General features: G+C 35.0%; 17 protein-coding genes, 3 tRNA genes and 7 rRNA genes. 23 read left to right on the top strand and 4 right to left on the bottom strand.

Annotation, left to right across the window (positions count from 1 at the left end; translation table 11 throughout):
• The first annotated feature begins 94 nt into the window (after window positions 1-94).
• The 6 genes from rrf (NGI68_RS11680) to NGI68_RS11655 all read left to right on the top strand — a co-directional run bounded on the left by rrf (NGI68_RS11680) (window position 95) and on the right by NGI68_RS11655 (window position 6,398).
• Window positions 95-211, top strand: a 5S ribosomal RNA gene (gene rrf / locus NGI68_RS11680).
• A 7-nt stretch (window positions 212-218) separates the two neighbouring features.
• A tRNA-Phe gene (locus tag NGI68_RS11675) sits at window positions 219-294 on the top strand.
• 1,220 nt (window positions 295-1,514) lie between these two features.
• Window positions 1,515-3,025, top strand: a 16S ribosomal RNA gene (locus NGI68_RS11670).
• Between the two features lie 222 nt (window positions 3,026-3,247).
• Window positions 3,248-6,148 (top strand): 23S ribosomal RNA (locus NGI68_RS11665).
• 52 nt (window positions 6,149-6,200) lie between these two features.
• Window positions 6,201-6,317 (top strand): 5S ribosomal RNA (gene rrf / locus NGI68_RS11660).
• Between the two features lie 5 nt (window positions 6,318-6,322).
• A tRNA-Lys gene (locus tag NGI68_RS11655) sits at window positions 6,323-6,398 on the top strand.
• Between the two features lie 172 nt (window positions 6,399-6,570).
• Here NGI68_RS11655 and NGI68_RS11650 read toward each other — a convergent pair.
• Window positions 6,571-7,167 (bottom strand): uracil-DNA glycosylase, encoded by a 597-nt coding sequence (locus NGI68_RS11650; protein WP_251861661.1) that lies wholly within the window; start codon window positions 7,165-7,167, stop codon window positions 6,571-6,573.
• A 1,037-nt stretch (window positions 7,168-8,204) separates the two neighbouring features.
• Between NGI68_RS11650 and NGI68_RS11645 the strand changes: the two genes are divergently transcribed.
• The 5 genes from NGI68_RS11645 (at window position 8,205) to NGI68_RS11625 (ending at window position 14,027) form a co-directional block, all read left to right on the top strand.
• Window positions 8,205-9,715: ribosomal RNA gene (locus tag NGI68_RS11645) — 16S ribosomal RNA — on the top strand.
• Between the two features lie 222 nt (window positions 9,716-9,937).
• A 23S ribosomal RNA gene (locus NGI68_RS11640) occupies window positions 9,938-12,838 on the top strand.
• 52 nt (window positions 12,839-12,890) lie between these two features.
• Window positions 12,891-13,007 (top strand): 5S ribosomal RNA (gene rrf / locus NGI68_RS11635).
• Together the 16S, 23S and 5S rRNA genes with 2 tRNA genes alongside form the textbook arrangement of a ribosomal RNA operon.
• Window positions 13,008-13,128: 121 nt before the next feature.
• A complete protein-coding gene (locus tag NGI68_RS11630; RefSeq protein WP_251861660.1) occupies window positions 13,129-13,872 on the top strand; it encodes an NAD-dependent protein deacylase in 744 nt (247 codons plus the stop codon).
• Between the two features lie 81 nt (window positions 13,873-13,953).
• Window positions 13,954-14,027, top strand: a tRNA-Cys gene (locus tag NGI68_RS11625).
• 30 nt (window positions 14,028-14,057) lie between these two features.
• Here the strand turns inward: NGI68_RS11625 and NGI68_RS11620 are convergent.
• Both NGI68_RS11620 and NGI68_RS11615 read right to left on the bottom strand, forming a co-directional pair.
• Complete coding sequence (locus NGI68_RS11620; RefSeq protein ID WP_251861659.1) at window positions 14,058-14,966, bottom strand: S66 peptidase family protein; 909 nt, start codon at window positions 14,964-14,966, stop codon at window positions 14,058-14,060.
• Window positions 14,967-15,041: 75 nt separating this feature from the next.
• Window positions 15,042-15,983: a magnesium transporter CorA family protein gene (locus NGI68_RS11615; RefSeq protein WP_251861658.1), complete on the bottom strand. Its 942-nt coding sequence runs from the start codon at window positions 15,981-15,983 to the stop codon at window positions 15,042-15,044.
• Between the two features lie 364 nt (window positions 15,984-16,347).
• Between NGI68_RS11615 and NGI68_RS11610 the strand changes: the two genes are divergently transcribed.
• Complete coding sequence (locus NGI68_RS11610; RefSeq protein ID WP_251861657.1) at window positions 16,348-16,851, top strand: hypothetical protein; 504 nt, start codon at window positions 16,348-16,350, stop codon at window positions 16,849-16,851.
• On the opposite strand, the gene NGI68_RS11605 is transcribed toward NGI68_RS11610, so the two are convergent.
• A complete protein-coding gene (locus tag NGI68_RS11605; protein WP_251861656.1) occupies window positions 16,844-18,016 on the bottom strand; it encodes a zinc-binding metallopeptidase family protein in 1,173 nt (390 codons plus the stop codon). The two genes, NGI68_RS11610 and NGI68_RS11605, sit on opposite strands and share 8 nt — an antisense overlap.
• A 416-nt stretch (window positions 18,017-18,432) precedes the next feature.
• Between NGI68_RS11605 and NGI68_RS11600 the strand changes: the two genes are divergently transcribed.
• The 11 genes from NGI68_RS11600 to NGI68_RS11550 all read left to right on the top strand — a co-directional run.
• Window positions 18,433-18,645: a sigma factor G inhibitor Gin gene (locus tag NGI68_RS11600; protein ID WP_251861655.1), complete on the top strand. Its 213-nt coding sequence runs from the start codon at window positions 18,433-18,435 to the stop codon at window positions 18,643-18,645.
• Window positions 18,624-20,075, top strand: a complete 1,452-nt coding sequence (locus NGI68_RS11595; protein ID WP_251861654.1) for an aminotransferase class I/II-fold pyridoxal phosphate-dependent enzyme — start codon at window positions 18,624-18,626, stop codon at window positions 20,073-20,075. The genes NGI68_RS11600 and NGI68_RS11595 overlap by 22 nt, the downstream gene beginning before the upstream one ends.
• Before the next feature lie 24 nt (window positions 20,076-20,099).
• Entirely contained in the window at window positions 20,100-20,774 is a 675-nt protein-coding gene (locus tag NGI68_RS11590; RefSeq protein ID WP_251861653.1) for a dTMP kinase, read from the top strand.
• A 100-nt stretch (window positions 20,775-20,874) separates the two neighbouring features.
• The gene (gene darA, locus NGI68_RS11585; protein WP_251861652.1) at window positions 20,875-21,204 is read left to right on the top strand and encodes a cyclic di-AMP receptor DarA; all 330 of its coding nucleotides are present in this window, start codon (window positions 20,875-20,877) and stop codon (window positions 21,202-21,204) included.
• Between the two features lie 15 nt (window positions 21,205-21,219).
• A complete protein-coding gene (locus NGI68_RS11580) occupies window positions 21,220-22,164 on the top strand; it encodes a DNA polymerase III subunit delta' (RefSeq protein WP_251861651.1) in 945 nt (314 codons plus the stop codon).
• 1 nt (window position 22,165) lies between these two features.
• Window positions 22,166-23,080, top strand: a complete 915-nt coding sequence (locus tag NGI68_RS11575) for a PSP1 domain-containing protein (RefSeq protein ID WP_251861650.1) — start codon at window positions 22,166-22,168, stop codon at window positions 23,078-23,080.
• A gap of 11 nt (window positions 23,081-23,091) precedes the next feature.
• Window positions 23,092-23,295 (top strand): heavy-metal-associated domain-containing protein, encoded by a 204-nt coding sequence (locus NGI68_RS11570; RefSeq protein ID WP_251861649.1) that lies wholly within the window; start codon window positions 23,092-23,094, stop codon window positions 23,293-23,295.
• A gap of 81 nt (window positions 23,296-23,376) precedes the next feature.
• Window positions 23,377-23,547 carry a 4Fe-4S ferredoxin gene (gene fdxA / locus NGI68_RS11565; protein WP_003363046.1) on the top strand — a complete coding sequence of 57 codons (171 nt, stop codon included), beginning with the start codon at window positions 23,377-23,379 and terminating at the stop codon, window positions 23,545-23,547.
• A 130-nt stretch (window positions 23,548-23,677) separates the two neighbouring features.
• Complete coding sequence (locus NGI68_RS11560) at window positions 23,678-24,418, top strand: tRNA1(Val) (adenine(37)-N6)-methyltransferase (RefSeq protein WP_251861648.1); 741 nt, start codon at window positions 23,678-23,680, stop codon at window positions 24,416-24,418.
• 19 nt (window positions 24,419-24,437) lie between these two features.
• Window positions 24,438-25,292 carry a 16S rRNA (cytidine(1402)-2'-O)-methyltransferase gene (gene rsmI, locus NGI68_RS11555; RefSeq protein ID WP_251861647.1) on the top strand — a complete coding sequence of 285 codons (855 nt, stop codon included), beginning with the start codon at window positions 24,438-24,440 and terminating at the stop codon, window positions 25,290-25,292.
• A 154-nt stretch (window positions 25,293-25,446) separates the two neighbouring features.
• The coding region (locus NGI68_RS11550; protein ID WP_251861646.1) for a C40 family peptidase at window positions 25,447-26,413 on the top strand (967 nt) is incomplete at its 3' end.

The following is a 26,413-nucleotide window of genomic DNA, read 5'->3' as shown; positions in this document are numbered from 1 at the left end:
ATGTTAAGTTGACTGATACTAATAAGTCGAGGGCTTGACCAAAAATAAAATTCACTGTGTAATTTTGAAAGAACATTCTTTCAAACAGATATAATCTGGTGATTATGGCTTGAAGGTAACACCCGTTTCCATGCCGAACACGAAGGTTAAGCTTCAAAGCGCCAATGGTACTGCAGGGGAGGCCTTGTGGGAGAGTAGGTCGTTGCCAGATGATATATGGCTCGATAGCTCAGTCGGTAGAGCAGAGGACTGAAAATCCTCGTGTCCCTGGTTCGATTCCTGGTCGAGCCACCAGGAAAGACCTAGCATAATATGCTAGGTCTTTTTCTATATGATGAATTGTCAAGTTAAGTGGGACACCTGGTGTAAAAAAGATTGAATTGGTGAATTTAATTCTAAACATTTTCTTAGTATGTCATTAATGAAAAATAAGCTTTTATACCTAAGTCTCTTTTATTTTTCAATAACAAGCAAATTATTTGCCTCTATTTACAGTTGTAGTTTTAAAAGCACCTATTGGCATAGTTAAGGGAACTTGTCTAATTGAATATTCCATTGATATTGCTGTTCTATAATGAATTTTTATAGCAGTGTATAGTCTCGTTTTATACTCAACAAAACTTGCTAAAAAATCTTTACTTTTACCTCTACTTGAAACAATAGTAGCTAGCTCCTAATGACCAAAAGAGTCCCTTTTATTAACTTACTTCGGTCTATTGCTTATAGAGATTCTGATTAAAATATTTCCACGCTCTTCAGCACTTACCTTTTTGTCTTAAAACTATTAAGCCTCCTTTAGAAATCAAACCACGATATAGTAGTTTAAATATGTTCTTTTTATATCGAACTTGATTATACAATTCATCATATAAAACATTATAGTATTAAAAAGTTTATGAATAGAGTCAGAAAAAATAGATGCTTTCATAAAATAAAACTAAATTAAAATGGAAGTATTCAAACAGACGATCAAAGTATAATATATAAAAAATATATTATATCTATTTATATTTTCACGGAAATACCATATATAATATTAATAATTTATAAAAATAAATAACACTTGTTTTAAATAGGTGTTATTTGTATATATAAATTATTTTATTAATAAACTATTCTATCATAATAAATATCAAAAACATATCCAAGAGTATCAATATAAGAAATATTAAGTATCTTTAAGTTTTTGTTAGATAAATGATTATATATGTAGAAAATCAAAGATTTTATTTATAGTTACTGGATATAAACATGATAAGATATGTCTTGTCTTTAAGGTGCTTAGGCAACATAGTAAGCTATTGAGTCTGAGTATAGAATAAGCTTAATAACTTTTCAAAACAAATTTGAAAAAAGTTCTTGACAAGGAACGACAAATTTGTTAAGATATAAAAGTCGCTGAGGCGATGTGGTCTTTGAAAATTAAACAGAGAATAAACAAGAAACATTCTTGTAACAGCCAGTAAGATAAGGTAATAAACCTTGTCAATGAATTTGAGAAGAGATTAAACTTTAAAATTGAGAGTTTGATCCTGGCTCAGGACGAACGCTGGCGGCGTGCTTAACACATGCAAGTCGAGCGATGAAGCTCCCTTCGGGGAGTGGATTAGCGGCGGACGGGTGAGTAACACGTGGGTAACCTGCCTCAAAGTGGGGGATAGCCTTCCGAAAGGAAGATTAATACCGCATAACATAGGAGAATCGCATGATTTTCTTATCAAAGATTTATTGCTTTGAGATGGACCCGCGGCGCATTAGCTAGTTGGTAAGGTAATGGCTTACCAAGGCGACGATGCGTAGCCGACCTGAGAGGGTGATCGGCCACATTGGAACTGAGACACGGTCCAGACTCCTACGGGAGGCAGCAGTGGGGAATATTGCGCAATGGGGGAAACCCTGACGCAGCAACGCCGCGTGGGTGATGAAGGTCTTCGGATTGTAAAGCCCTGTTTTCTAGGACGATAATGACGGTACTAGAGGAGGAAGCCACGGCTAACTACGTGCCAGCAGCCGCGGTAATACGTAGGTGGCGAGCGTTGTCCGGATTTACTGGGCGTAAAGGGTGCGTAGGCGGATGTTTAAGTGGGATGTGAAATCCCCGGGCTTAACCTGGGGGCTGCATTCCAAACTGGATATCTAGAGTGCAGGAGAGGAAAGCGGAATTCCTAGTGTAGCGGTGAAATGCGTAGAGATTAGGAAGAACACCAGTGGCGAAGGCGGCTTTCTGGACTGTAACTGACGCTGAGGCACGAAAGCGTGGGTAGCAAACAGGATTAGATACCCTGGTAGTCCACGCCGTAAACGATGGATACTAGGTGTAGGGGGTATCAACTCCCCCTGTGCCGCAGTTAACACAATAAGTATCCCGCCTGGGGAGTACGGTCGCAAGATTAAAACTCAAAGGAATTGACGGGGGCCCGCACAAGCAGCGGAGCATGTGGTTTAATTCGAAGCAACGCGAAGAACCTTACCTGGACTTGACATCCCTTGCATAGCCTAGAGATAGGTGAAGCCCTTCGGGGCAAGGAGACAGGTGGTGCATGGTTGTCGTCAGCTCGTGTCGTGAGATGTTAGGTTAAGTCCTGCAACGAGCGCAACCCTTGTTATTAGTTGCTACCATTAAGTTGAGCACTCTAATGAGACTGCCTGGGTAACCAGGAGGAAGGTGGGGATGACGTCAAATCATCATGCCCCTTATGTCCAGGGCTACACACGTGCTACAATGGTAGGTACAGAGAGACGCAAGACCGTGAGGTGGAGCCAAACTCAAAAACCTATCTCAGTTCGGATTGTAGGCTGCAACTCGCCTACATGAAGCTGGAGTTGCTAGTAATCGCGAATCAGAATGTCGCGGTGAATACGTTCCCGGGCCTTGTACACACCGCCCGTCACACCATGAGAGCTGGTAACACCCGAAGTCCGTGAGGTAACCGTAAGGAACCAGCGGCCGAAGGTGGGATTAGTGATTGGGGTGAAGTCGTAACAAGGTAGCCGTAGGAGAACCTGCGGCTGGATCACCTCCTTTCTAAGGAGAATAGAAAGAAGAAAATTCTTTCTAAAAGGCTGAATTCTCTGTTTAATTTTGAGAGACCATTCTCTCAAAATTGAAACTTCTCAATAGAATTGAGAAGTAGCTGATCATCACAAAATCGTAGGTTTTGGATGTCTAGCTATGTTCTTTGAAAATTGCACAGTGAATAAAGTAAAGCTAAAGGTATAAAAATCCTTTGTAAGAATACAATTTTAAGGTCAAGCTACAAAGGGCGCATGGTGAATGCCTTGGCACTAGGAGCCGAAGAAGGACGCGATAAGCTGCGATAAGCCTTGGGTAGCCGCAAATAGGCTGAGATCCAAGGATTTCCGAATGAGGAAACTCACATGGGTAACCCCATGTATTATGCACTGAATACATAGGTGTATAAGGGTAAACCCGGGGAACTGAAACATCTAAGTACCCGGAGGAAGAGAAAGAAAAATCGATTTCCTAAGTAGCGGCGAGCGAACGGGAAAGAGCCCAAACCAGAAACTTGTTTCTGGGGTTGCGGATAGATCATAAAAGAAGAGGTATCTTAATCGAAAAGGGCTGGAACGCCCTACCACAGAAGGTAATAGTCCTGTAGATGAAAAGAGAAGACTTTAAGATCTAATCCAGAGTACCACGAGACACGTGAAACCTTGTGGGAAGCAGGGAGGACCACCTCCCAAGGCTAAATACTACCTAGTGACCGATAGTGAAGCAGTACCGTGAGGGAAAGGTGAAAAGAACCCCGGAAGGGGAGTGAAATAGAACCTGAAACCGTGTGCCTACAACCGATCGGAGCACGTTAAAGTGTGACGATGTGCTTTTTGTAGAACGAGCCAGCGAGTTACATTATGTAGCAAGGTTAAGTACTTAAGGTATGGAGCCGAAGGGAAACCGAGTCTGAAAAGGGCGAAAAGTTGCATGGTGTAGACCCGAAACCGGGTGACCTATCCATGGCCAGGTTGAAGCGAGAGTAAAATCTCGTGGAGGACCGAACCACGTTGGTGTTGAAAAACCATGGGATGAGCTGTGGATAGCGGAGAAATTCCAATCGAACTCGGAGATAGCTGGTTCTCCCCGAAATAGCTTTAGGGCTAGCGTCGTGTAATTAAGTAATGGAGGTAGAGCACTGAATGGGCTAGGGGCTATAGTAGTTACCGAACCCTATCAAACTCCGAATGCCATGTACTTGTATCACGGCAGTCAGACTGCGAATGATAAGATCCGTAGTCAAAAGGGAAACAGCCCAGACCATCAGCTAAGGTCCCAAAGTGTAAGTTAAGTGGAAAAGGATGTGGGATTTCTAAGACAACTAGGATGTTGGCTTAGAAGCAGCCACTCATTTAAAGAGTGCGTAATAGCTCACTAGTCAAGAGATCCTGCGCCGAAAATGTCCGGGGCTCAAACTTACCACCGAAGCTATGGATGTATACTACGTATATATGGTAGGGGAGCTTTCTGTATGGGTTGAAGTCGTACCGTAAGGAGCGGTGGACTGTACAGAAGTGAGAATGCTGGCATAAGTAGCGAGAAATAAGTGAGAATCTTATTGGCCGAAAACCTAAGGTTTCCTGAGGAAGGTTCGTCCGCTCAGGGTTAGTCGGGACCTAAGCCGAGGCCGAAAGGCGTAGGTGATGGACAATCGGTTGATATTCCGATACCGCCTATTTACGTTTGAGAAATGGGGTGACGCAGAAGGATAAGATGTGCGCACTATTGGATGTGCGTCTAAGCACTTAGGCATGCTTGATAGGCAAATCCGTCAAGCTAAGCTGAGGTGTAATGGGGAGCCATTATGGCGAAGTATCTGATTCCACACTGCCAAGAAAAGCCTCTATCGAGTGAATAGGTGCCCGTACCGCAAACCGACACAGGTAGGTGAGGAGAGAATCCTAAGGCCATCGGAAGAATTGCTGTTAAGGAACTCGGCAAATTGACCCCGTAACTTCGGGAGAAGGGGTGCCTACGAAAGTAGGCCGCAGAGAATAGGCCCAAGCAACTGTTTAGCAAAAACACAGGTCTCTGCTAAAGCGAAAGCTGATGTATAGGGGCTGACGCCTGCCCGGTGCTGGAAGGTTAAGGGGAACACTTAGCGTAAGCGAAGGTGTGAACTTAAGCCCCAGTAAACGGCGGCCGTAACTATAACGGTCCTAAGGTAGCGAAATTCCTTGTCGGGTAAGTTCCGACCCGCACGAATGGCGTAATGATTTGGGCACTGTCTCAACAGCAAATCCGGCGAAATTGTAGTGCAAGTGAAGATGCTTGCTACCCGCGATTGGACGGAAAGACCCCGTAGAGCTTTACTGTAGCTTAGCATTGAATCTCGGTATTGTCTGTACAGGATAGGTGGGAGACTTGGAAACTTGGGCGTCAGCCTGAGTGGAGTCAACCTTGGGATACCACCCTGACAGTACTGGGGTTCTAACCGGCGGCCATGAATCTGGTCACGGGACATTGTTAGGTGGGCAGTTTGACTGGGGCGGTCGCCTCCTAAAAAGTAACGGAGGCGCCCAAAAGTTCCCTCAGCGCGGTCGGAAATCGCGCGAAGAGTGCAAAGGCAGAAGGGAGCTTGACTGCGACACATACAGGTGGAGCAGGGACGAAAGTCGGGCTTAGTGATCCGGTGGTACCTCGTGGGAGGGCCATCGCTCAACGGATAAAAGCTACCTCGGGGATAACAGGCTGATCTCCCCCAAGAGTCCACATCGACGGGGAGGTTTGGCACCTCGATGTCGGCTCGTCGCATCCTGGGGCTGAAGTAGGTCCCAAGGGTTGGGCTGTTCGCCCATTAAAGCGGCACGCGAGCTGGGTTCAGAACGTCGTGAGACAGTTCGGTCCCTATCCGTCGCGGGCGTAGGAAATTTGAGAGGAGCTGTCCTTAGTACGAGAGGACCGGGATGGACCAACCTCTGGTGCACCAGTTGTCACGCCAGTGGCACAGCTGGGTAGCTATGTTGGGACTGGATAAACGCTGAAAGCATCTAAGCGTGAAGCCAACCTCAAGATTAGATTTCCCATAGCGTAAGCTAGTAAGACTCCTGGAAGAACACCAGGTTGATAGGTCAGAGATGTAAGCATGGCAACATGTTAAGTTGACTGATACTAATAAGTCGAGGGCTTGACCAAAAATAAAATTCACTGTGTAATTTTGAAAGAACATTCTTTCAAACAAATATAATCTGGTGATTATGGCTTGAAGGTAACACCCGTTTCCATGCCGAACACGAAGGTTAAGCTTCAAAGCGCCAATGGTACTGCAGGGGAAGCCCTGTGGAAGAGTAGGTCGTTGCCAGATGATATGATTCACTAGCTCAGTTGGTAGAGCACATGACTTTTAATCATGTTGTCCGGGGTTCGATTCCCCGGTGGATCACCAAAGCACTTTACATAATTGTAAAGTGCTTTTTTATATAAAAAATAGAAAGTTTATTATAAAACAAACATATTAATGTTAATATTTTTCAGAGTATAATTAAGTATAACAAATTTTTTATAATATAACTTTGGAGTTATATAAAAATATATTTTTATAATTACAAGTCCTAGATTTAAATTTTATCTAGCACTTCTTTTAATTTAATCCAATCAGTCTTATAGGTATTATGAAACTCTTCACTTCTATTGTAGGTTAAAGATGAAGGATGATACATTGGGAATACATATCTATGTAAGGATTCAATAAAATAAACATTTCCATGGCACTCACCAATAGACTTAAAATTCGTTAGTCTCTTTAGTGGAACATTTCCTAAGGTTATTATTAAATTTGGATTTACTAAATCAATTTCCTCATCTAATATAGAACTAAACAAAGCTACTTCTGAAACTTTTGGAGGCCTATTGCTTACAGTTGTTCTTCCAGTTTTACTTTCTTTAATCCGTATTGGTCTGAAAAAGCAAGTATTAGTAACTCTCACACTTTCCCTGTTAAGGCCTATAGAATTTAAATAGTTTTGAAAATTTTTACCCGCCATTCCAACAAAGGGTTTACCTTCTTCTACTTCATTTTTCCCAGGAGCTTCTCCTATAAATAAAATGTTGCAAGGAATAGGACCATCACCTGTGATATATCCACCTATTTTCTCTTCTTTATAATTTTCTGAAATATTTTTAATTTTATTTTTTAAAGATTGCTCTACATTCATATAAAAAAACTCCTCTTCATCAGTATTTAATTAATTTCGGTTATTTTTATAAATATTATTATATGTTATTAAATTTATAATCTTTTATTAATTTTAGCTTTAAAAGTATTTCTATTCTTATTTAATGTAAGATAACTTTTTCAATATTGTATACTTATACTAAATATACATTTAATATAATGATTATTAATATATTTATTGTTACATTGATAAAAAATTATTCAAGAAAAACAGATCTAAATTTGATATTATAAATATATTTTTTATACACAATAAAACTATTTTCAACAATAAAACTTTTATTAATTAATTTATTTTTATTATCTATTATTATTTAATAAGTTTGTATATATGTGATATATTGTAGAATATTTTCAGGTATTATCTACTATAATATGTACATATTAATTAATTTGATAATTATAGAGTAAATTTGTAATCTTAATACTACTAGTATTTAAAATAAACATATGATATAAATTATATAGTAAAGTTAAATCTTTATAAAGAAATATTATTAATTATTATGATTATAGGTTTTTTATATAGAGCTTTAATATTGAAAATAGATTATGAATTTTATTCTTAAATAAATAAAATATATATTGTAAATTTGTTATTTAATAATTAGAGATAATAGAATAAACTTAATTTTATATAGAAATATATAGAAATATATAGATATATTTATGTAAATTCAGCAACATTACCAAGTGTATCTACATAAAAAAAACGGAGTAATATGTAATAATTAAGAGAAAAATGCTGATAAATTAGCATAAATAGATGTAAATATGTAATTATGAAAAATGAAGATGATATAATAATACATGTCGCTGAAACACGGTGACCGATTTAAGAAAATAAATTTGAAAAAAGTTCTTGACAAAGAACAACAGATTTGTTAAGATATAAAAGTCGCTGAGGCGATGTGGTCTTTGAAAATTAAACAGAGAATAAACAAGAAACATTCTTGTAACAGCCAGTAAGATAAGGTAATAAACCTTGTCAATGAATTTGAGAAGAGATTAAACTTTAAAATTGAGAGTTTGATCCTGGCTCAGGACGAACGCTGGCGGCGTGCTTAACACATGCAAGTCGAGCGATGAAGCTCCCTTCGGGGAGTGGATTAGCGGCGGACGGGTGAGTAACACGTGGGTAACCTGCCTCAAAGTGGGGGATAGCCTTCCGAAAGGAAGATTAATACCGCATAACATAGGAGAATCGCATGATTTTCTTATCAAAGATTTATTGCTTTGAGATGGACCCGCGGCGCATTAGCTAGTTGGTAAGGTAATGGCTTACCAAGGCGACGATGCGTAGCCGACCTGAGAGGGTGATCGGCCACATTGGAACTGAGACACGGTCCAGACTCCTACGGGAGGCAGCAGTGGGGAATATTGCGCAATGGGGGAAACCCTGACGCAGCAACGCCGCGTGGGTGATGAAGGTCTTCGGATTGTAAAGCCCTGTTTTCTAGGACGATAATGACGGTACTAGAGGAGGAAGCCACGGCTAACTACGTGCCAGCAGCCGCGGTAATACGTAGGTGGCGAGCGTTGTCCGGATTTACTGGGCGTAAAGGGTGCGTAGGCGGATGTTTAAGTGGGATGTGAAATCCCCGGGCTTAACCTGGGGGCTGCATTCCAAACTGGATATCTAGAGTGCAGGAGAGGAAAGCGGAATTCCTAGTGTAGCGGTGAAATGCGTAGAGATTAGGAAGAACACCAGTGGCGAAGGCGGCTTTCTGGACTGTAACTGACGCTGAGGCACGAAAGCGTGGGTAGCAAACAGGATTAGATACCCTGGTAGTCCACGCCGTAAACGATGGATACTAGGTGTAGGGGGTATCAACTCCCCCTGTGCCGCAGTTAACACAATAAGTATCCCGCCTGGGGAGTACGGTCGCAAGATTAAAACTCAAAGGAATTGACGGGGGCCCGCACAAGCAGCGGAGCATGTGGTTTAATTCGAAGCAACGCGAAGAACCTTACCTGGACTTGACATCCCTTGCATAGCCTAGAGATAGGTGAAGCCCTTCGGGGCAAGGAGACAGGTGGTGCATGGTTGTCGTCAGCTCGTGTCGTGAGATGTTAGGTTAAGTCCTGCAACGAGCGCAACCCTTGTTATTAGTTGCTACCATTAAGTTGAGCACTCTAATGAGACTGCCTGGGTAACCAGGAGGAAGGTGGGGATGACGTCAAATCATCATGCCCCTTATGTCCAGGGCTACACACGTGCTACAATGGTAGGTACAGAGAGACGCAAGACCGTGAGGTGGAGCCAAACTCAAAAACCTATCTCAGTTCGGATTGTAGGCTGCAACTCGCCTACATGAAGCTGGAGTTGCTAGTAATCGCGAATCAGAATGTCGCGGTGAATACGTTCCCGGGCCTTGTACACACCGCCCGTCACACCATGAGAGCTGGTAACACCCGAAGTCCGTGAGGTAACCGTAAGGAACCAGCGGCCGAAGGTGGGATTAGTGATTGGGGTGAAGTCGTAACAAGGTAGCCGTAGGAGAACCTGCGGCTGGATCACCTCCTTTCTAAGGAGAATAGAAAGAAGAAAATTCTTTCTAAAAGGCTGAATTCTCTGTTTAATTTTGAGAGACCATTCTCTCAAAATTGAAACTTCTCAATAGAATTGAGAAGTAGCTGATCATCACAAAATCGTAGGTTTTGGATGTCTAGCTATGTTCTTTGAAAATTGCACAGTGAATAAAGTAAAGCTAAAGGTATAAAAATCCTTTGTAAGAATACAATTTTAAGGTCAAGCTACAAAGGGCGCATGGTGAATGCCTTGGCACTAGGAGCCGAAGAAGGACGCGATAAGCTGCGATAAGCCTTGGGTAGCCGCAAATAGGCTGAGATCCAAGGATTTCCGAATGAGGAAACTCACATGGGTAACCCCATGTATTATGCACTGAATACATAGGTGTATAAGGGTAAACCCGGGGAACTGAAACATCTAAGTACCCGGAGGAAGAGAAAGAAAAATCGATTTCCTAAGTAGCGGCGAGCGAACGGGAAAGAGCCCAAACCAGAAACTTGTTTCTGGGGTTGCGGATAGATCATAAAAGAAGAGGTATCTTAATCGAAAAGGGCTGGAACGCCCTACCACAGAAGGTAATAGTCCTGTAGATGAAAAGAGAAGACTTTAAGATCTAATCCAGAGTACCACGAGACACGTGAAACCTTGTGGGAAGCAGGGAGGACCACCTCCCAAGGCTAAATACTACCTAGTGACCGATAGTGAAGCAGTACCGTGAGGGAAAGGTGAAAAGAACCCCGGAAGGGGAGTGAAATAGAACCTGAAACCGTGTGCCTACAACCGATCGGAGCACGTTAAAGTGTGACGATGTGCTTTTTGTAGAACGAGCCAGCGAGTTACATTATGTAGCAAGGTTAAGTACTTAAGGTATGGAGCCGAAGGGAAACCGAGTCTGAAAAGGGCGAAAAGTTGCATGGTGTAGACCCGAAACCGGGTGACCTATCCATGGCCAGGTTGAAGCGAGAGTAAAATCTCGTGGAGGACCGAACCACGTTGGTGTTGAAAAACCATGGGATGAGCTGTGGATAGCGGAGAAATTCCAATCGAACTCGGAGATAGCTGGTTCTCCCCGAAATAGCTTTAGGGCTAGCGTCGTGTAATTAAGTAATGGAGGTAGAGCACTGAATGGGCTAGGGGCTATAGTAGTTACCGAACCCTATCAAACTCCGAATGCCATGTACTTGTATCACGGCAGTCAGACTGCGAATGATAAGATCCGTAGTCAAAAGGGAAACAGCCCAGACCATCAGCTAAGGTCCCAAAGTGTAAGTTAAGTGGAAAAGGATGTGGGATTTCTAAGACAACTAGGATGTTGGCTTAGAAGCAGCCACTCATTTAAAGAGTGCGTAATAGCTCACTAGTCAAGAGATCCTGCGCCGAAAATGTCCGGGGCTCAAACTTACCACCGAAGCTATGGATGTATACTACGTATATATGGTAGGGGAGCTTTCTGTATGGGTTGAAGTCGTACCGTAAGGAGCGGTGGACTGTACAGAAGTGAGAATGCTGGCATAAGTAGCGAGAAATAAGTGAGAATCTTATTGGCCGAAAACCTAAGGTTTCCTGAGGAAGGTTCGTCCGCTCAGGGTTAGTCGGGACCTAAGCCGAGGCCGAAAGGCGTAGGTGATGGACAATCGGTTGATATTCCGATACCGCCTATTTACGTTTGAGAAATGGGGTGACGCAGAAGGATAAGATGTGCGCACTATTGGATGTGCGTCTAAGCACTTAGGCATGCTTGATAGGCAAATCCGTCAAGCTAAGCTGAGGTGTAATGGGGAGCCATTATGGCGAAGTATCTGATTCCACACTGCCAAGAAAAGCCTCTATCGAGTGAATAGGTGCCCGTACCGCAAACCGACACAGGTAGGTGAGGAGAGAATCCTAAGGCCATCGGAAGAATTGCTGTTAAGGAACTCGGCAAATTGACCCCGTAACTTCGGGAGAAGGGGTGCCTACGAAAGTAGGCCGCAGAGAATAGGCCCAAGCAACTGTTTAGCAAAAACACAGGTCTCTGCTAAAGCGAAAGCTGATGTATAGGGGCTGACGCCTGCCCGGTGCTGGAAGGTTAAGGGGAACACTTAGCGTAAGCGAAGGTGTGAACTTAAGCCCCAGTAAACGGCGGCCGTAACTATAACGGTCCTAAGGTAGCGAAATTCCTTGTCGGGTAAGTTCCGACCCGCACGAATGGCGTAATGATTTGGGCACTGTCTCAACAGCAAATCCGGCGAAATTGTAGTGCAAGTGAAGATGCTTGCTACCCGCGATTGGACGGAAAGACCCCGTAGAGCTTTACTGTAGCTTAGCATTGAATCTCGGTATTGTCTGTACAGGATAGGTGGGAGACTTGGAAACTTGGGCGTCAGCCTGAGTGGAGTCAACCTTGGGATACCACCCTGACAGTACTGGGGTTCTAACCGGCGGCCATGAATCTGGTCACGGGACATTGTTAGGTGGGCAGTTTGACTGGGGCGGTCGCCTCCTAAAAAGTAACGGAGGCGCCCAAAAGTTCCCTCAGCGCGGTCGGAAATCGCGCGAAGAGTGCAAAGGCAGAAGGGAGCTTGACTGCGACACATACAGGTGGAGCAGGGACGAAAGTCGGGCTTAGTGATCCGGTGGTACCTCGTGGGAGGGCCATCGCTCAACGGATAAAAGCTACCTCGGGGATAACAGGCTGATCTCCCCCAAGAGTCCACATCGACGGGGAGGTTTGGCACCTCGATGTCGGCTCGTCGCATCCTGGGGCTGAAGTAGGTCCCAAGGGTTGGGCTGTTCGCCCATTAAAGCGGCACGCGAGCTGGGTTCAGAACGTCGTGAGACAGTTCGGTCCCTATCCGTCGCGGGCGTAGGAAATTTGAGAGGAGCTGTCCTTAGTACGAGAGGACCGGGATGGACCAACCTCTGGTGCACCAGTTGTCACGCCAGTGGCACAGCTGGGTAGCTATGTTGGGACTGGATAAACGCTGAAAGCATCTAAGCGTGAAGCCAACCTCAAGATTAGATTTCCCATAGCGTAAGCTAGTAAGACTCCTGGAAGAACACCAGGTTGATAGGTCAGAGATGTAAGCATGGCAACATGTTAAGTTGACTGATACTAATAAGTCGAGGGCTTGACCAAAAATAAAATTCACTGTGTAATTTTGAAAGAACATTCTTTCAAACAGATATAATCTGGTGATTATGGCTTGAAGGTAACACCCGTTCCCATGCCGAACACGAAGGTTAAGCTTCAAAGCGCCAATGGTACTGTAGGGGAGGCCCTGTGGGAGAGTAGGTCGTTGCCAGATGATTATAAAGATAAGAGCTCATTTAAGTGAGTTCTTATTTTTTTAATTATAATTGCGTTTTAAGAAGTGTACTATTGGTATATTATAATTATAATTAACAACCTATTTAGGAGATGATATTATGCTAATTGAAAAGTTAAAACATATTATAGATGATAGCAAACATATAGTATTTTTAGGTGGAGCGGGAGTATCAACAGAAAGTAATATTCCCGATTTTAGATCTAATAATGGATTGTATAAATTAAAAAATAATTCTAAGTATTCTCCAGAAACAATATTAAGTCACAGCTTTTTTAAAAGTAATACTAGAGAGTTTTTTGAGTTTTATAAAGATAAGATGATATTTAAAGATGCAAAGCCTAATTTGGCTCATTATGCTTTATCAAAGTTAGAAGAAATGGGGAAACTGAAGGCTATAATAACTCAAAATATTGATGGATTACATCAGATGGCAGGATCAGAAAAAGTATTGGAGCTACATGGCAACGTTCATAGAAATTATTGTGTTAATTGTGGAGAAAAATATGATCTTCAATATATTTCAAATGAGAAAAATACTAAAAAAGATATACCTTGTTGTAAAAAATGTGGAAGCATAGTTAGACCAGATGTAGTTCTTTATGAAGAAGGATTAGATATGAATATAATAAATGAAGCTATATATTATTTACAAAATTCAGATACTCTTATAGTAGGAGGTACATCTCTTGTAGTATATCCTGCAGCTGGATTAATTAATTATTATAAGGGAAAAAATTTAATTTTAATAAATAAAGGAAAAACATCATTTGATGAAAAGGCTGATTTAGTTATTCATGACTCTATAGGTAGTGTTTTAGAAAAAGCGATTTTAAAAAACTAACCAAATTTTTGGCTAGTTTTTTAATTTCTATATTGACAAATTATAAATTTCTGATATAATAGTTTATGTTGAGTTGAATATGGCGCTATAGCCAAGTGGTAAGGCAGAGGCCTGCAAAGCCTTTATCCCCAGTTCAAATCTGGGTGGCGCCTCCAAAAGAGTTTTAGTATACTAAAACTCTTTTTTTAATATTTTAAAACTGTTAACAATTTATTTGCGCAATCTAATCTTACGTGAGCACCTATAGGTAAAGTTAAGTTTGGATCACAGTGACCACACATTAGATTTGTTATAATGGGTTTGTCTGTATATAGTAACCTATCTAATATAACTTCATCTACGGAAGGATTGTTCTTAGTTTCACTTATGTTACAATCTGAAAATTGACCTAATATGATTCCAGAGCAAGCTTCAATTTTCCCAGATAATATTAATTGAGTTAGCATTCTATCTACCTTATAAGGGGCCTCTGACACTTCTTCTAAAAATAAAATGTTAGATGAAGTATCAATTTCATAAGGAGTTCCTAAAGTACTACATATTAAAGATAAGTTTCCCCCCACAAGTTTCCCTTCCACTACAGCATTATTCTTAGAGAATAACGGAATAAAAGTAGGATTTGATATTTCGTAAGATTTAAAATCATTCATTAAAGGTTCTATAAAATTCTGTAGAGTATAAATGTTTTGAAAGTTTGAGGAAAGCATTGGACAATGAAAAGTAGTGAAATTACATTTAGAAGTTATATGATTTAATAGAACCGTTATATCACTAAAGCCACCGAAAATTTTAGGATTATTTTTTATAATATTAAAATCTAAGTAAGGTAGTATTCTCATGGCTCCATAACCGCCTCTTGAACAGAGAATCATATCTATAGAAGGATCTATAAACATATTCATTAAATCTTCAGCTCTATCTGTATCTTTACCAGATAAATAACCATGTTTATCATATATGTGTTCACCTAATTTAATATTAAATCCTAAGTTTTTAAATAGCTGAATGTTTTTTAAGACAATATCTTTTTCAATAGGACTTGAGGGAGAAACTATTCCTATAGTATCTCCTATATTTAAATGCTTTAATAACATTAAATCACTCCTAATAATTAATTTTATGTAATATATTAGAATAAGTCCCTATTTTTTATTAATATTCATAATTTATTATAGCAAGTCTTTCTTTTTAAGTATTATTGTACAAACTATACATAGTAAAGCAGTAACTCCATAAGCAATCCAAAATCCTTGAGGAGATTTAGCAAAAGGAATTCCATTTAAGTTCATTCCAAAGGAACCAAATATTATGTTTGGTATAGACATTACTATGGTGATAGATGCAAGTAATTTCATAACTATATTTAGATTATTGGATATTACAGATGCAAAGGCATCCATAGTTCCACTTAAGATATTGCTATATATGTTCGCCATTTCTATTGCTTGTTTATTTTCTATAATAACATCCTGTAAAACATCTTGATCTTCTGGATATTTTTGTATTGTATCTAATTTCAACATTTTTTCTAAGGTTATTTCGTTAGCCTTTAGGGAGGTAGAAAAATAAACTAGGGATTTCTCTAAGGATAATAAAAGAATAAGTTCTTTATTTTTCATGGACTTATGAAGCTTCTTTTCTATCATAAGACTTTTTTTATCTATTTGTCTTAAATATAAAAGGAAATAGCTAGCTATTTTATATAATATTTGTAAAATAAATCTGGATCTTTTAAAAGTATAAAAAGATTTTACTTTATTGTTAAAAAAGTCTGTTAAAATTTTGCTATTCTTTAAACATACTGTAATTATGTTATTTGGAGTATTAATGATAGCTAAAGGATAAGTATCATAAGTTAATGAGTTATCTTCCATTTCCGTAAAGGGTATATCTAAGATTACTATCATATTATTATCTTCAATGTCTATTCGTGAAGTTTCTTCTTCATCTAGGGCAGCTTTTAAAAAGTTTAAAGGAACTCCAGCTTTTTTTGATACAAAAATAAGTTCCTGTTCAGAAGGAGCAACTATGTTAATCCAAGTGCCAGGTTCTATATTATCCAATTTTTTTATTGTTTTGTCTTGCTCAGTATTCTTATAAATAGAAATCATAAAGGTCACCTCAATGTATATAATTTATCAGTAATATAAATAAAATTAAGAAAATAATTATAATAAACAATACTATATATTATACAGCATATATTATCATATTTATTTACAAAATCAATATATTTTAATAGTTTAATAATGGAAGAAAAGATATTGTCTAATATTTAACCTTATATAAAGCTATATATATAAAATAGCAGTAAAACAGAGATAGTTAAAGAAAAACACATCTTAATTAATTAAAAGAACTTTAAATGTATTTAAACAGCAAATATTGCGGTGGATTAATACTTAAAAGCTTAGTATAATCTTGAGCGTGAAGGAATTTTAAATTTATTTTAAATTATTTTGGAGGGTTTATGAAATGGGAAATATGTATAAAGAAACTGTGACTAGACGAACAGTTCCGGTTTTGTTTTTTATGCTTGTTTTATTAGTAGGAATTTTATTTTTAGTGGAATTAGTAAAAAACATCAAATTTTATGATTATAGAGCAGATGAAGTATTAAATATTTCTTTATTATGCATAGTTATATTAGTAATCTTTTTAGAAGTATTTAAATGTAAGATAAAATACTCATATTTTATAATAGCAGACCAATTTATAATTCATAAGATAAAAGGTAATTATGATAAAGTAGTAGAAAATATAAAATTGAAAGATATAATTTATTTTGGTAAATGTACTGGAATAAAATCAGCAATAAATATAAGTAACTCTAAAAAATATACTTGTTCTTTATTAAATAGATATACTTATTATTGTGTATATAAACATGGTAATAAGACTAAGAAATTCTATTTTGAACCTAGTAACAATTTAATTTCAAAGATAAAATATTTGTCAAGCAAGAGACTAGCTAGTTAGTCTCTTGCTTTATTGTATTAAAAAATTCTTTTTTAATGTCTTGCAATAATTTACCATTTTCAATTAAATCTAATGCTGTTAAGCTTAAAGCTTGACAAGTTTTCATAACATTTTCATGAGCATATTTTTTTAAAGTTTCATCTCTAAATTCTTTAGTGAAATATCTTACAGAATTTCCTTTGTCTAATATAGATATGTAAGGATGAATACAAGGAATATAGTGACTTACTGTTCCTAAGCTTAGGCCTGATACAGTATTCTTCTCATTACAAATATCAATTATACCAGCTTCTTTTAAATTATGGCAAAATAATCTTGACAATCTTTTATTAGTTATTAGTTCCCTATAAGGCAATTCAAAGAAACAAATTTCTGAATCTAAATTTAAAATAGATTTAACATTATCTACTATTTGTCGTATTCTATTTTCCACATACATGCCAGTAGATATATTTTTAGATCTTATATAAAATCTAGCTTCTGTGGTATTTGAAGAAACATATGGATCATTACCACTAGTAATAATTAATTTATCTATATAAAAATCTTCATCAATAGATTGTTTCAAAAGATTTATACAGTTAAATGTATATAAAACACCATTTAATGAGGAAAATATATTAGGGTTTTCATAACTTAAAGTTTTTTCTCCTTTAAACTTTATCTTTAAAGGAAGAATAGACATTGAAGAACCACTTTCACAGGTTTCTATATCAGGGTGAGCCATTAGGCCTACATCTATATCTTTAAAAGCACCTTGCTTAGCTAAAGTTACTTTAGAACCACTTAAAGATTCTCCTGGAGTCCCCATTACAATAATGGTACCAGAAAATTTATCTATTACTTTTGAAAGGGCTAAAGCAGCTCCTATAGATATAGAAGAAACTAAATTATGTCCGGATATGTGCCCCAGCTCATTAGGAGCATCGTATTCACAGAAGAAACATATCTTAGGATGTCCTTTACCGAATTCAGCACAAAATGAAGTAGGAATATTAAAATAATTTTCTTGTACATTGAAATTATTTTCTTTTAAAATGTTTACTAAATATTTATAGGATTTAAATTCTTTAAAACTTTCTTCAGGGTTATCATATAGATATTTGGATATATTAAACAAATCTGTTTCTATAGATTTTAAGTAGGATACTATCTTTTGTTTCATAAATATAACCTCCAATTAAAACATGTAGATTATATTATTATGTCCAATATAAATAAAATAAATTATTATTTAAATTATAAAAATCAAAAAACAATTTAGATAATAAAAAAATTAATTTATTATAATATGATGAATTGTAATAATTAAAAATACATATGTTTAAAAATACTATAATAAAATTTTATTAATTTACCGAGCGCCTCAATGATAGGTACTCATTTAAATTAATTTTTATATTACAGTTATAAATATTAATAAATGTAATATATTCAGTTTAGGAATATTATATTATAAAATTTGCATAATAAAAATTTATATAAATTTATGTGGACAAAATAACTTTTAAGTACTTAATGAATAAAATATATATGAGGGGGCAAGAATTTACTTATAATAATATAATAAGGGGGATAAATATGAAAAAACAATGTTGTATTATATGTGGTAAGCCTCTAAATAGTGGTATAATTATAAACAGAAAAGGAATATGTGATGTTTGCGAAGAAAGAATGGTAAATAGTGATATGAATACAGACTTTTATGAGTTTTATAAACAATGTATAAGAAAAAACTTAGTGCAAACTTTTATAAAGGATGAGGAAATTAGATGGGAGAATTACCGATTTTAAATGGAGTTTTAAAATATATAGAGGAAAAGAACATACTGTTTTCTATGCCTGGACATAAAGGATCATTAGGATTCTTGTTTACTAGAGAAGGTAGAAATTTTTGCGAAAATATACTTCAATGTGATTTAACAGAAGTTGATGGGCTAGACAATCTTCATAATAGTGAAGGGATAATAAAAAAGTCCGGTAATCTTTTAAGCCGGTTTTATAATTCTAAAAAATCTTATTTTTTAGTAAATGGTAGTACTAGTGGGAATCTAGCTATGATATTTTCTTCTTTTGAAGAAGGAGATAAGATAATTGTAGAAAGAAACTGTCATAGATCCATATTTAATGGAATAATTATGAGAAAATTAAAACCAGTATATATAAAAAATAAGGTGTATAAGCAATTTAATGCTCCACTTTCAATAGATTTGGAGCATTTTTTAAATTTAATAAAGAAAAATAAAGATGCAAAAGGTATAGTGATTACCTATCCTAATTATTATGGTGTATGTTCTAATTTAGAAATTATAATAAAAGAAGCTAAAAAATATAATATGAAAGTTTTAGTGGATTCAGCACATGGAGCCCATTTTGGTGTATGTGAAGATCTGCCTAAAAGTGCTCTACAAATGGGGGCAGACATGGTAGTAATGAGTGCTCACAAAACTCTCCCTAGTTTGACTCAAACAGCATTTTTACATATAGGAAAGGATTTTAGTGTTAATATTGATAAAGTTAATTTTTATATAAGTGCTTTTTCTAGTACTAGTCCTTCTTATTTATTTTTATGCTCTATGGACTATAGTAGATTTTATTTGGAAAATTACGGAAAATATCATTATAATAAATTGATTAATGTATCAAACTATTATAGAAAAAAAATAAATTTATTGGATAATTTTTATGTATTAAATAATAAAGATATAGAAAAATTAAACGCTAAAACTAAAGACATATTGGCTATAGATTTGACACGGTATATAATAAATATAAAAAATGGCATAAGTGCTAGTAATATATCTAAGTGTTTAAGAAAATGTGGCATACAATGTGAAATGAACGATGGTAATAATGTAGTTCTAATATTATCTCCATTCTATGATGAAAATGTTATGGACAGATTATATGAATGTTTATATAATTTGGACAAGGAATATAGTAATAAAAGTAACCATCATTACAATTTAGAATATAATTATATAGAAACTAATGTTAAAATGTATCCCTATGAAGTTTTAGAGAAAGATTATTTATGGGTAAATTATAAAGATTCTTTAGGGCAAATAAGTTACAATAATATAGTTCCTTATCCTCCAGGAGTGCCGGTAATAATGGCAGGAGAAGTGATAAATGAAAAAATAATAGGATATATATCTTATTGTAAAAATAATGGAATAGATGTATTAGGACTAGAAGACAATAACATTCAAATAGTAAAATAATAAGTATAAATGTTGGAGGAAAAGATGAAAAAAGGTAAGCTAATAGTTATAGAAGGTAGCGACGGAAGTGGTAAAGCTACTCAAACAAAAAAACTATATGATAAATTGGTAAGTATGAGTAAAACAGTTAAGAAAATAGAATTCCCTAATTACAAAAGCCAATCATCTACTTTAATAAAGATGTATTTAAGCGGTGAATTTGGACAAGATCCTGATAGTGTAAATGCTTATGCTTCATCTGCTTTTTATGCAGTGGATAGGTTTGCCTCTTATAAGAAAGATTGGGAAGAATTTTATTTAAACGGTGGAATTGTTATTGCAGATAGATATACTACATCTAATATGATACATCAAGCGGCTAAAATAAATAATGTACAAGCTAAAGATAAATTTTTAAATTGGTTATGGGATTTTGAATTTGAAAAATTTAATTTACCAATACCAGATTGCGTTATATTTTTAGATATGCCACCTAAATATAGTAAAAGGCTTATGGAAACTAGGAATAATAAATTTACTGGAGAAGAAGAAAAAGATATACACGAAAATAATTATAAATATTTACTAGAATCATATAATAATTCCAAATATATATCAGAAAAATATAAATGGAATAGAATTGAATGTACTAATAATGATAATATTAAGAGTATAGATGAAATAAATAATGATATAATTGAAATAGTAAAAAATATATAGATTTTGATAAATAAAATTAATTATAATTGTAAACTTGTATAAAAAAATATAAAATATAGGTAACAAACTCTAATATAATAATCTTAAGGAGGTAATAAGTATGAAATTAGTTATTGCTATTGTTCAAGACGACGATGCCTCAGATTTAATAGATGAAATAACAGAAGATGGATTTAGAGTTACAAAACTGGCTACTACAGGAGGATTTTTAAAGGCTGGAAATACCACCCTTATGATAGGTGTAGAAGAAAAAGACGTAGATAAATTAATAAAGAAAATAGAGGAGATATGTAAGGTTAGAAAACAAATTGTAACATCACCATCACCTGTAACTGGATCAGCAGGAATGTATGTTCCTTATCCGATAGAAGTAGAGGTTGGAGGAGCTACTGTATTTGTTGTAGATGTAGATAAATTTGTAAGGGTTTAATTAGGAGTGGTATATTTGAATTCATATACAATAATAGGGCATGAAAATATAAAAAATAGAATTAAAAATTCAATAGTTAAAGGTAAGTTTTCTCATGCCTCTATTATTGTTGGAGATGATGGTATAGGTAAGAGCATACTTGCTAAAGAAGCAGCTATAATTATATTAGAAAAACAACAACAGATAAGTTGTGCAGATATAATAGAATTTAAACCTACTAATAAAAAATCTATAGGGATAGATGACATAAGAAATTTAATAGAAGAAATAAATAAAAAACCTATAGAGGGAAGTAAAAAGGTTATTATAATATATAAAGCTGAAGTAATAACAGAAATTGCTCAAAATGCTTTCTTAAAGACTATAGAGGAGCCACCTAATGGTGTTTATATAATATTATTATGTGAGAGTATGGAACAGATGCTAGATACTATAAAATCTAGATGTGAAATATTTAAATTAAATAGGTTAAAACCATATGACATAGAAAAATTTATAAAACATAAATATAATGAAATAAAAAAGGAAAATATAAATTCAGCAGTGGCGTTTAGTGACGGAATTCCAGGCAAAGCGGAACGATTTATTGAAGATGAATCATTAAAATACATAAGGGATATGAGTTTAGGAATAGTGAAAGATTCAAAACAATTGAGTAATTATGATTATTTAACCAAATACGAAAAATTTTTAATAGATTATAAAGAAACTTGGGAAGAAGTTTTAACTTGTATTTTATCATATCTTAGAGATTCATTATTATTTAAGGAAACTGGAGATGAAGAGTTATTATTAAATATAGATAAGAAAGAATATATAAAAGATATATCAGAAAAATATTCATATATAAATTTGGATAAAATGGTGAGTATAATAAATGATACAAGAGATAAATTAAGTAAAAATATAAACTCCACTCTAGTGTTTGATGCAATGCTTATAAAAATGCAGGAGGTATAATATGATAGAAGTTGTAGGAGTTAGATTTAAAAAAGCAGGAAAAATATACTATTTTGATCCCAGCAATATAGAGATAAATAAGGGAGAATACGTTATAGTAGAAACTATAAGAGGAATAGAATTTGGAGAAGCAGTTATTGCTAAAAAGAAGATTAATGAAGATGAAATAGTAGCACCACTAAAAAATGTAATTAGGAAGGCTACAGAAGAGGATATAAAAAAACATCATGAGAATAAAGATAAAGAGAAATATGCATTAGAAACTTGTCTACAAAAAATACAAGAACATAAATTAAATATGAAATTAATAGATGTAGAATATACTTTTGATAATAATAAAGTTATATTTTATTTTACAGCAGATGGCAGGGTAGATTTTAGAGAATTGGTTAAAGATTTAGCCTCAATATTTAGAACTAGAATAGAATTAAGACAAATAGGAGTGCGGGATGAAGCAAAAATGGTTGGAGGATTAGGACCTTGTGGAAGACCTATGTGTTGTTCTATATTTTTAGGTGATTTTGCTCCAGTATCAATAAAGATGGCAAAGGAACAAAATTTATCCTTAAACCCTACTAAAATTTCAGGTATATGTGGAAGACTTATGTGTTGTTTAAATTATGAACAGCAAACCTATGAAAATATTAGAAAAGTGTTACCTAAGGTAGGATCAATGGTTAAAACTCCTTATGGACAAGGAGAAGTAGTGGATAATAATGTGGTAAAGGAAGAAGTTAAGGTTAAAATTAAAAGTGAAGATAATGAAGAATTTATACAATTAGTGCCTATAATAGAAGCAGAACTTATATCTGGCGGTTATGAAGGTAATATAGAAAGTGTAGACGCAGAAGAAATAAATATTGAAATAGATGATGCAGATGAAACAATAATAAAAGAATTGCTTAAAGATGAATAGGAGGAAGATTTATGAAGGCACTATTAAAGGTGTGTGATATGAGAACAGTAGATGATATAAACAAAGTAAAACGTGCTGTAGCTAATAATGAAGGTGTAGTGGCTTGTGAAATAAGTAAAGAGAAAAAAGAAGTAAGCGTTATATACGATAATTATTTTGTAGACGTGGATAAGATAATAGAATCTATAGAAAATATAGGTTATACGGTTATATAAAAATTACTTTAAAAATTACTAAAAACATGGTAAAATATAAATCGTATAAAGTTGTGTAATTTTTAAGGAGGTGTGTTACATATGGCATACAAAATTACAGATGCTTGCGTAAGCTGTGGAGCGTGCGCTGCAGAATGTCCAGTTAACGCTATAAGTCAAGGGGATTCTATATTTGATATAGATGCAGATACTTGTATTGATTGTGGAAACTGTGCTAATGTTTGTCCAGTAGGAGCACCAGTTCAAGATTAATTTACTATTAATAAAAAGGCCGTCAAAAGACGGTCTTTTTATTTGTAATATATAACTTTATATATGGTACAATTAATAAATTACTTTAATTATATATAGAATAAAAAAATTTATATAAAAGGTGAATTGTATGAATAAAATTATGGAAAAAGATGAAACACTAGATGATCTTCAACTAAAAGGAATTCATGTTATACAAAAAAAACAAGCCTTTAGATTTGGAATAGATGCGGTGCTTTTAGCAAACTTTCCTAAAATAAAAAATGGAGCTAAAGTGGTTGATTTATGTAGTGGTACAGGTATAATTCCATTTATATTGGCAGGTAAAACCAATGCTAGCAATATTATGGGAATAGAAATACAAAAAGAAATTGTAGATATGGCAAAGCGAAGTGTAAAATATAATAATCTTCAGGAAAAAATTAAGTTTATAGAGGGAGATTTAAAAGATACAAAGCTTTTAAAAAGTATAGAAAAAGCAGATGTGGTTACGGTAAATCCACCTTATAAAACTCAAGGAACAGGCATTATAAATATTAACGATAAAAATGCTATATCTAGACATGAAATTTGTTGTACTTTAGACGATGTGGTAAGTGCTTCTAAGGTTCTATTAAAAGATAGAGGCAGATTATATATGATACATAGACCAGATAGAATAGTAGATATAATGAATGTGATGAGAAAGTATAATATAGAACCTAAATTAATAAGAACTATACATCCATCAGTAGATAAAGCACCTTCTATGCTATTAATTGAAGGACAAAAAAATGGTGGTGAATTTTTAAAATGGGATAGTCCATTATATATCTATAATGAAAATAATGAATATACAAATGAAGTTAAAAAAATTTATGGAATGGAATAAATAAAAAGGAGATTATTATATGGTTAATGTAGAAGAAGGGAAATTGTATGTAGTTCCTACTCCTATAGGAAATCTAAGAGATATAACAATAAGGGCATTGGATGTGCTAAAAGATGTTGATATTATAGCTGCAGAGGATACAAGACAAACTTTGAAATTATTGAATCATTTTAATATAAAAAAGACATTAATAAGTTATCATAAATTTAATGAAGAAGATAAAAGTGTAAATATAATTAATATTTTAAAAGAAGGAAAAAGTATAGCATTGGTATCTGATGCTGGTATGCCTGGTATATCCGATCCAGGATATGTTCTTATAAAAAAGTGCATAGAAAATCAAATGTCATTTGAAGTATTACCAGGAGCTACAGCTTTTACTACAGCTTTAGTTTACTCTGGAATGGATACTACTAAGTTTATTTTTAAAGGTTTTATCCCAAGAGAAAATAAAAATAGACAAAAGCTAGTGCAAGATGTAAAAGATAGAATGGAAACACTAATTTTCTATGAATCTCCTCATAGATTGAAGGAATCTTTAAACTTTTTAAAAGAATCTTTAGGAAATAGAAGTATATCTGTATGTAGAGAACTTACTAAAGTACATGAAGAAATTATAAGAGATGGATTAGATGAAGTTATAAAACATTATGAAAGACAACAACCTAAAGGTGAGTATGTACTAGTATTAGAAGGAAAATCTATAGAGGAAATAGAAAAAGAAAAAGAATTGGAATGGTGTAATATAAGTATACAAGAGCATATAAAAAAATATATAAATGAAGGTTATAGTAAAAAAGAATCTATAAAATTAGTTGCTAAAGATAGAAAAATAACTAAATCAGAGATTTATAAATATTCTATAGATTTATAGAATTTATGAATTATTAACATTTTGAAAAAATTTTTGCCAAAGTTGGGCATAAAGGAAAAATAGTGATATAATAGTTCTATGTAATATATCTGTAATAGGTATGTAATATATTTGTAATATATATTACAAATAAAGTAATGGGAGGAAAAGTGTAGTGAATAAAAAAGTTTTAGCCGCAGTAATAGCATTTGCACTATCTGTGTCTGTTAATGCTAAAGTTATGGCAGCGCCATCTAATGGACAAGCACCTGATAAAACTATAGAGCTTGAAGAAAAAATACAAAATATGGACAATAGTATTCAAAGCTTAATATATAAAATACAAAATAACGATAAGGACATAGAAAATAATAAACAGGAAATAGTTAAACTAGGTAAAGATATAGAAAAGGCACAAAAACAAGTAGAGTCTCGTGAGGATTTATTTAATAAAAGAGTAAGAGCTATGTACATAAGTGGTGCTGATAGTTATGCTGATATAATATTAGAATCAAAAGGATTAAGCGATTTAATAAGTAGAATAGATACTGTTAAAAAAGTTATGGGATTTGATAAAGGGGTTATACAAGAATTAAAAACTAAGAAAGAAGAAATTAAGGAAAAGAAAGTTGCTTTAGATAATAGAAGTGAAGAAATATTACAACTTAAAGCAGAAAATCAAACAAAGTTAGGTAGTATGCAAGTAGAAAAAGATAAACAACAAGTAGTACTTAATAATTTAAAAGAACAGCGAAGAAAAGCTGAGGCTGAGGCAGCTAAAAAACAAGCAGCTGCACAACAAGCAGCTGAAAACAAAGAAGCAGTAAAAGAAGTAGCACAAGCATCTGAATCTCAATCAAGAGGATCAAAGAGTGTTTCTGTAGAAGCTCCAGCTGAAGATTCATCACAAAGTAGCTCTAGTAGACCATCAACCCCAGCGCCAGCAGCGCATGGAGATGTAGTAGGATATGCTATGCAATTTCAAGGGGTTCCGTATGTTTGGGGAGGAACTTCTCCAAGTGGATTTGACTGTTCAGGATTTGTACAATATGTATATAGAAATGCAGCAGGTAAAGATTTACCTAGGGATACTTATGGACAAATTGGAGCTGGAGAAAGAGTTTCACAAGATCAATTACAAC

The organism is Clostridium sp. Marseille-Q2269 (genome assembly GCF_943736985.1).
Lineage (GTDB): Bacteria > Bacillota > Clostridia > Clostridiales > Clostridiaceae > Clostridium_F.
Note: the sequence above shows the minus strand (reverse complement) of the source record. Positions and strands in the feature narration are given on the sequence as shown.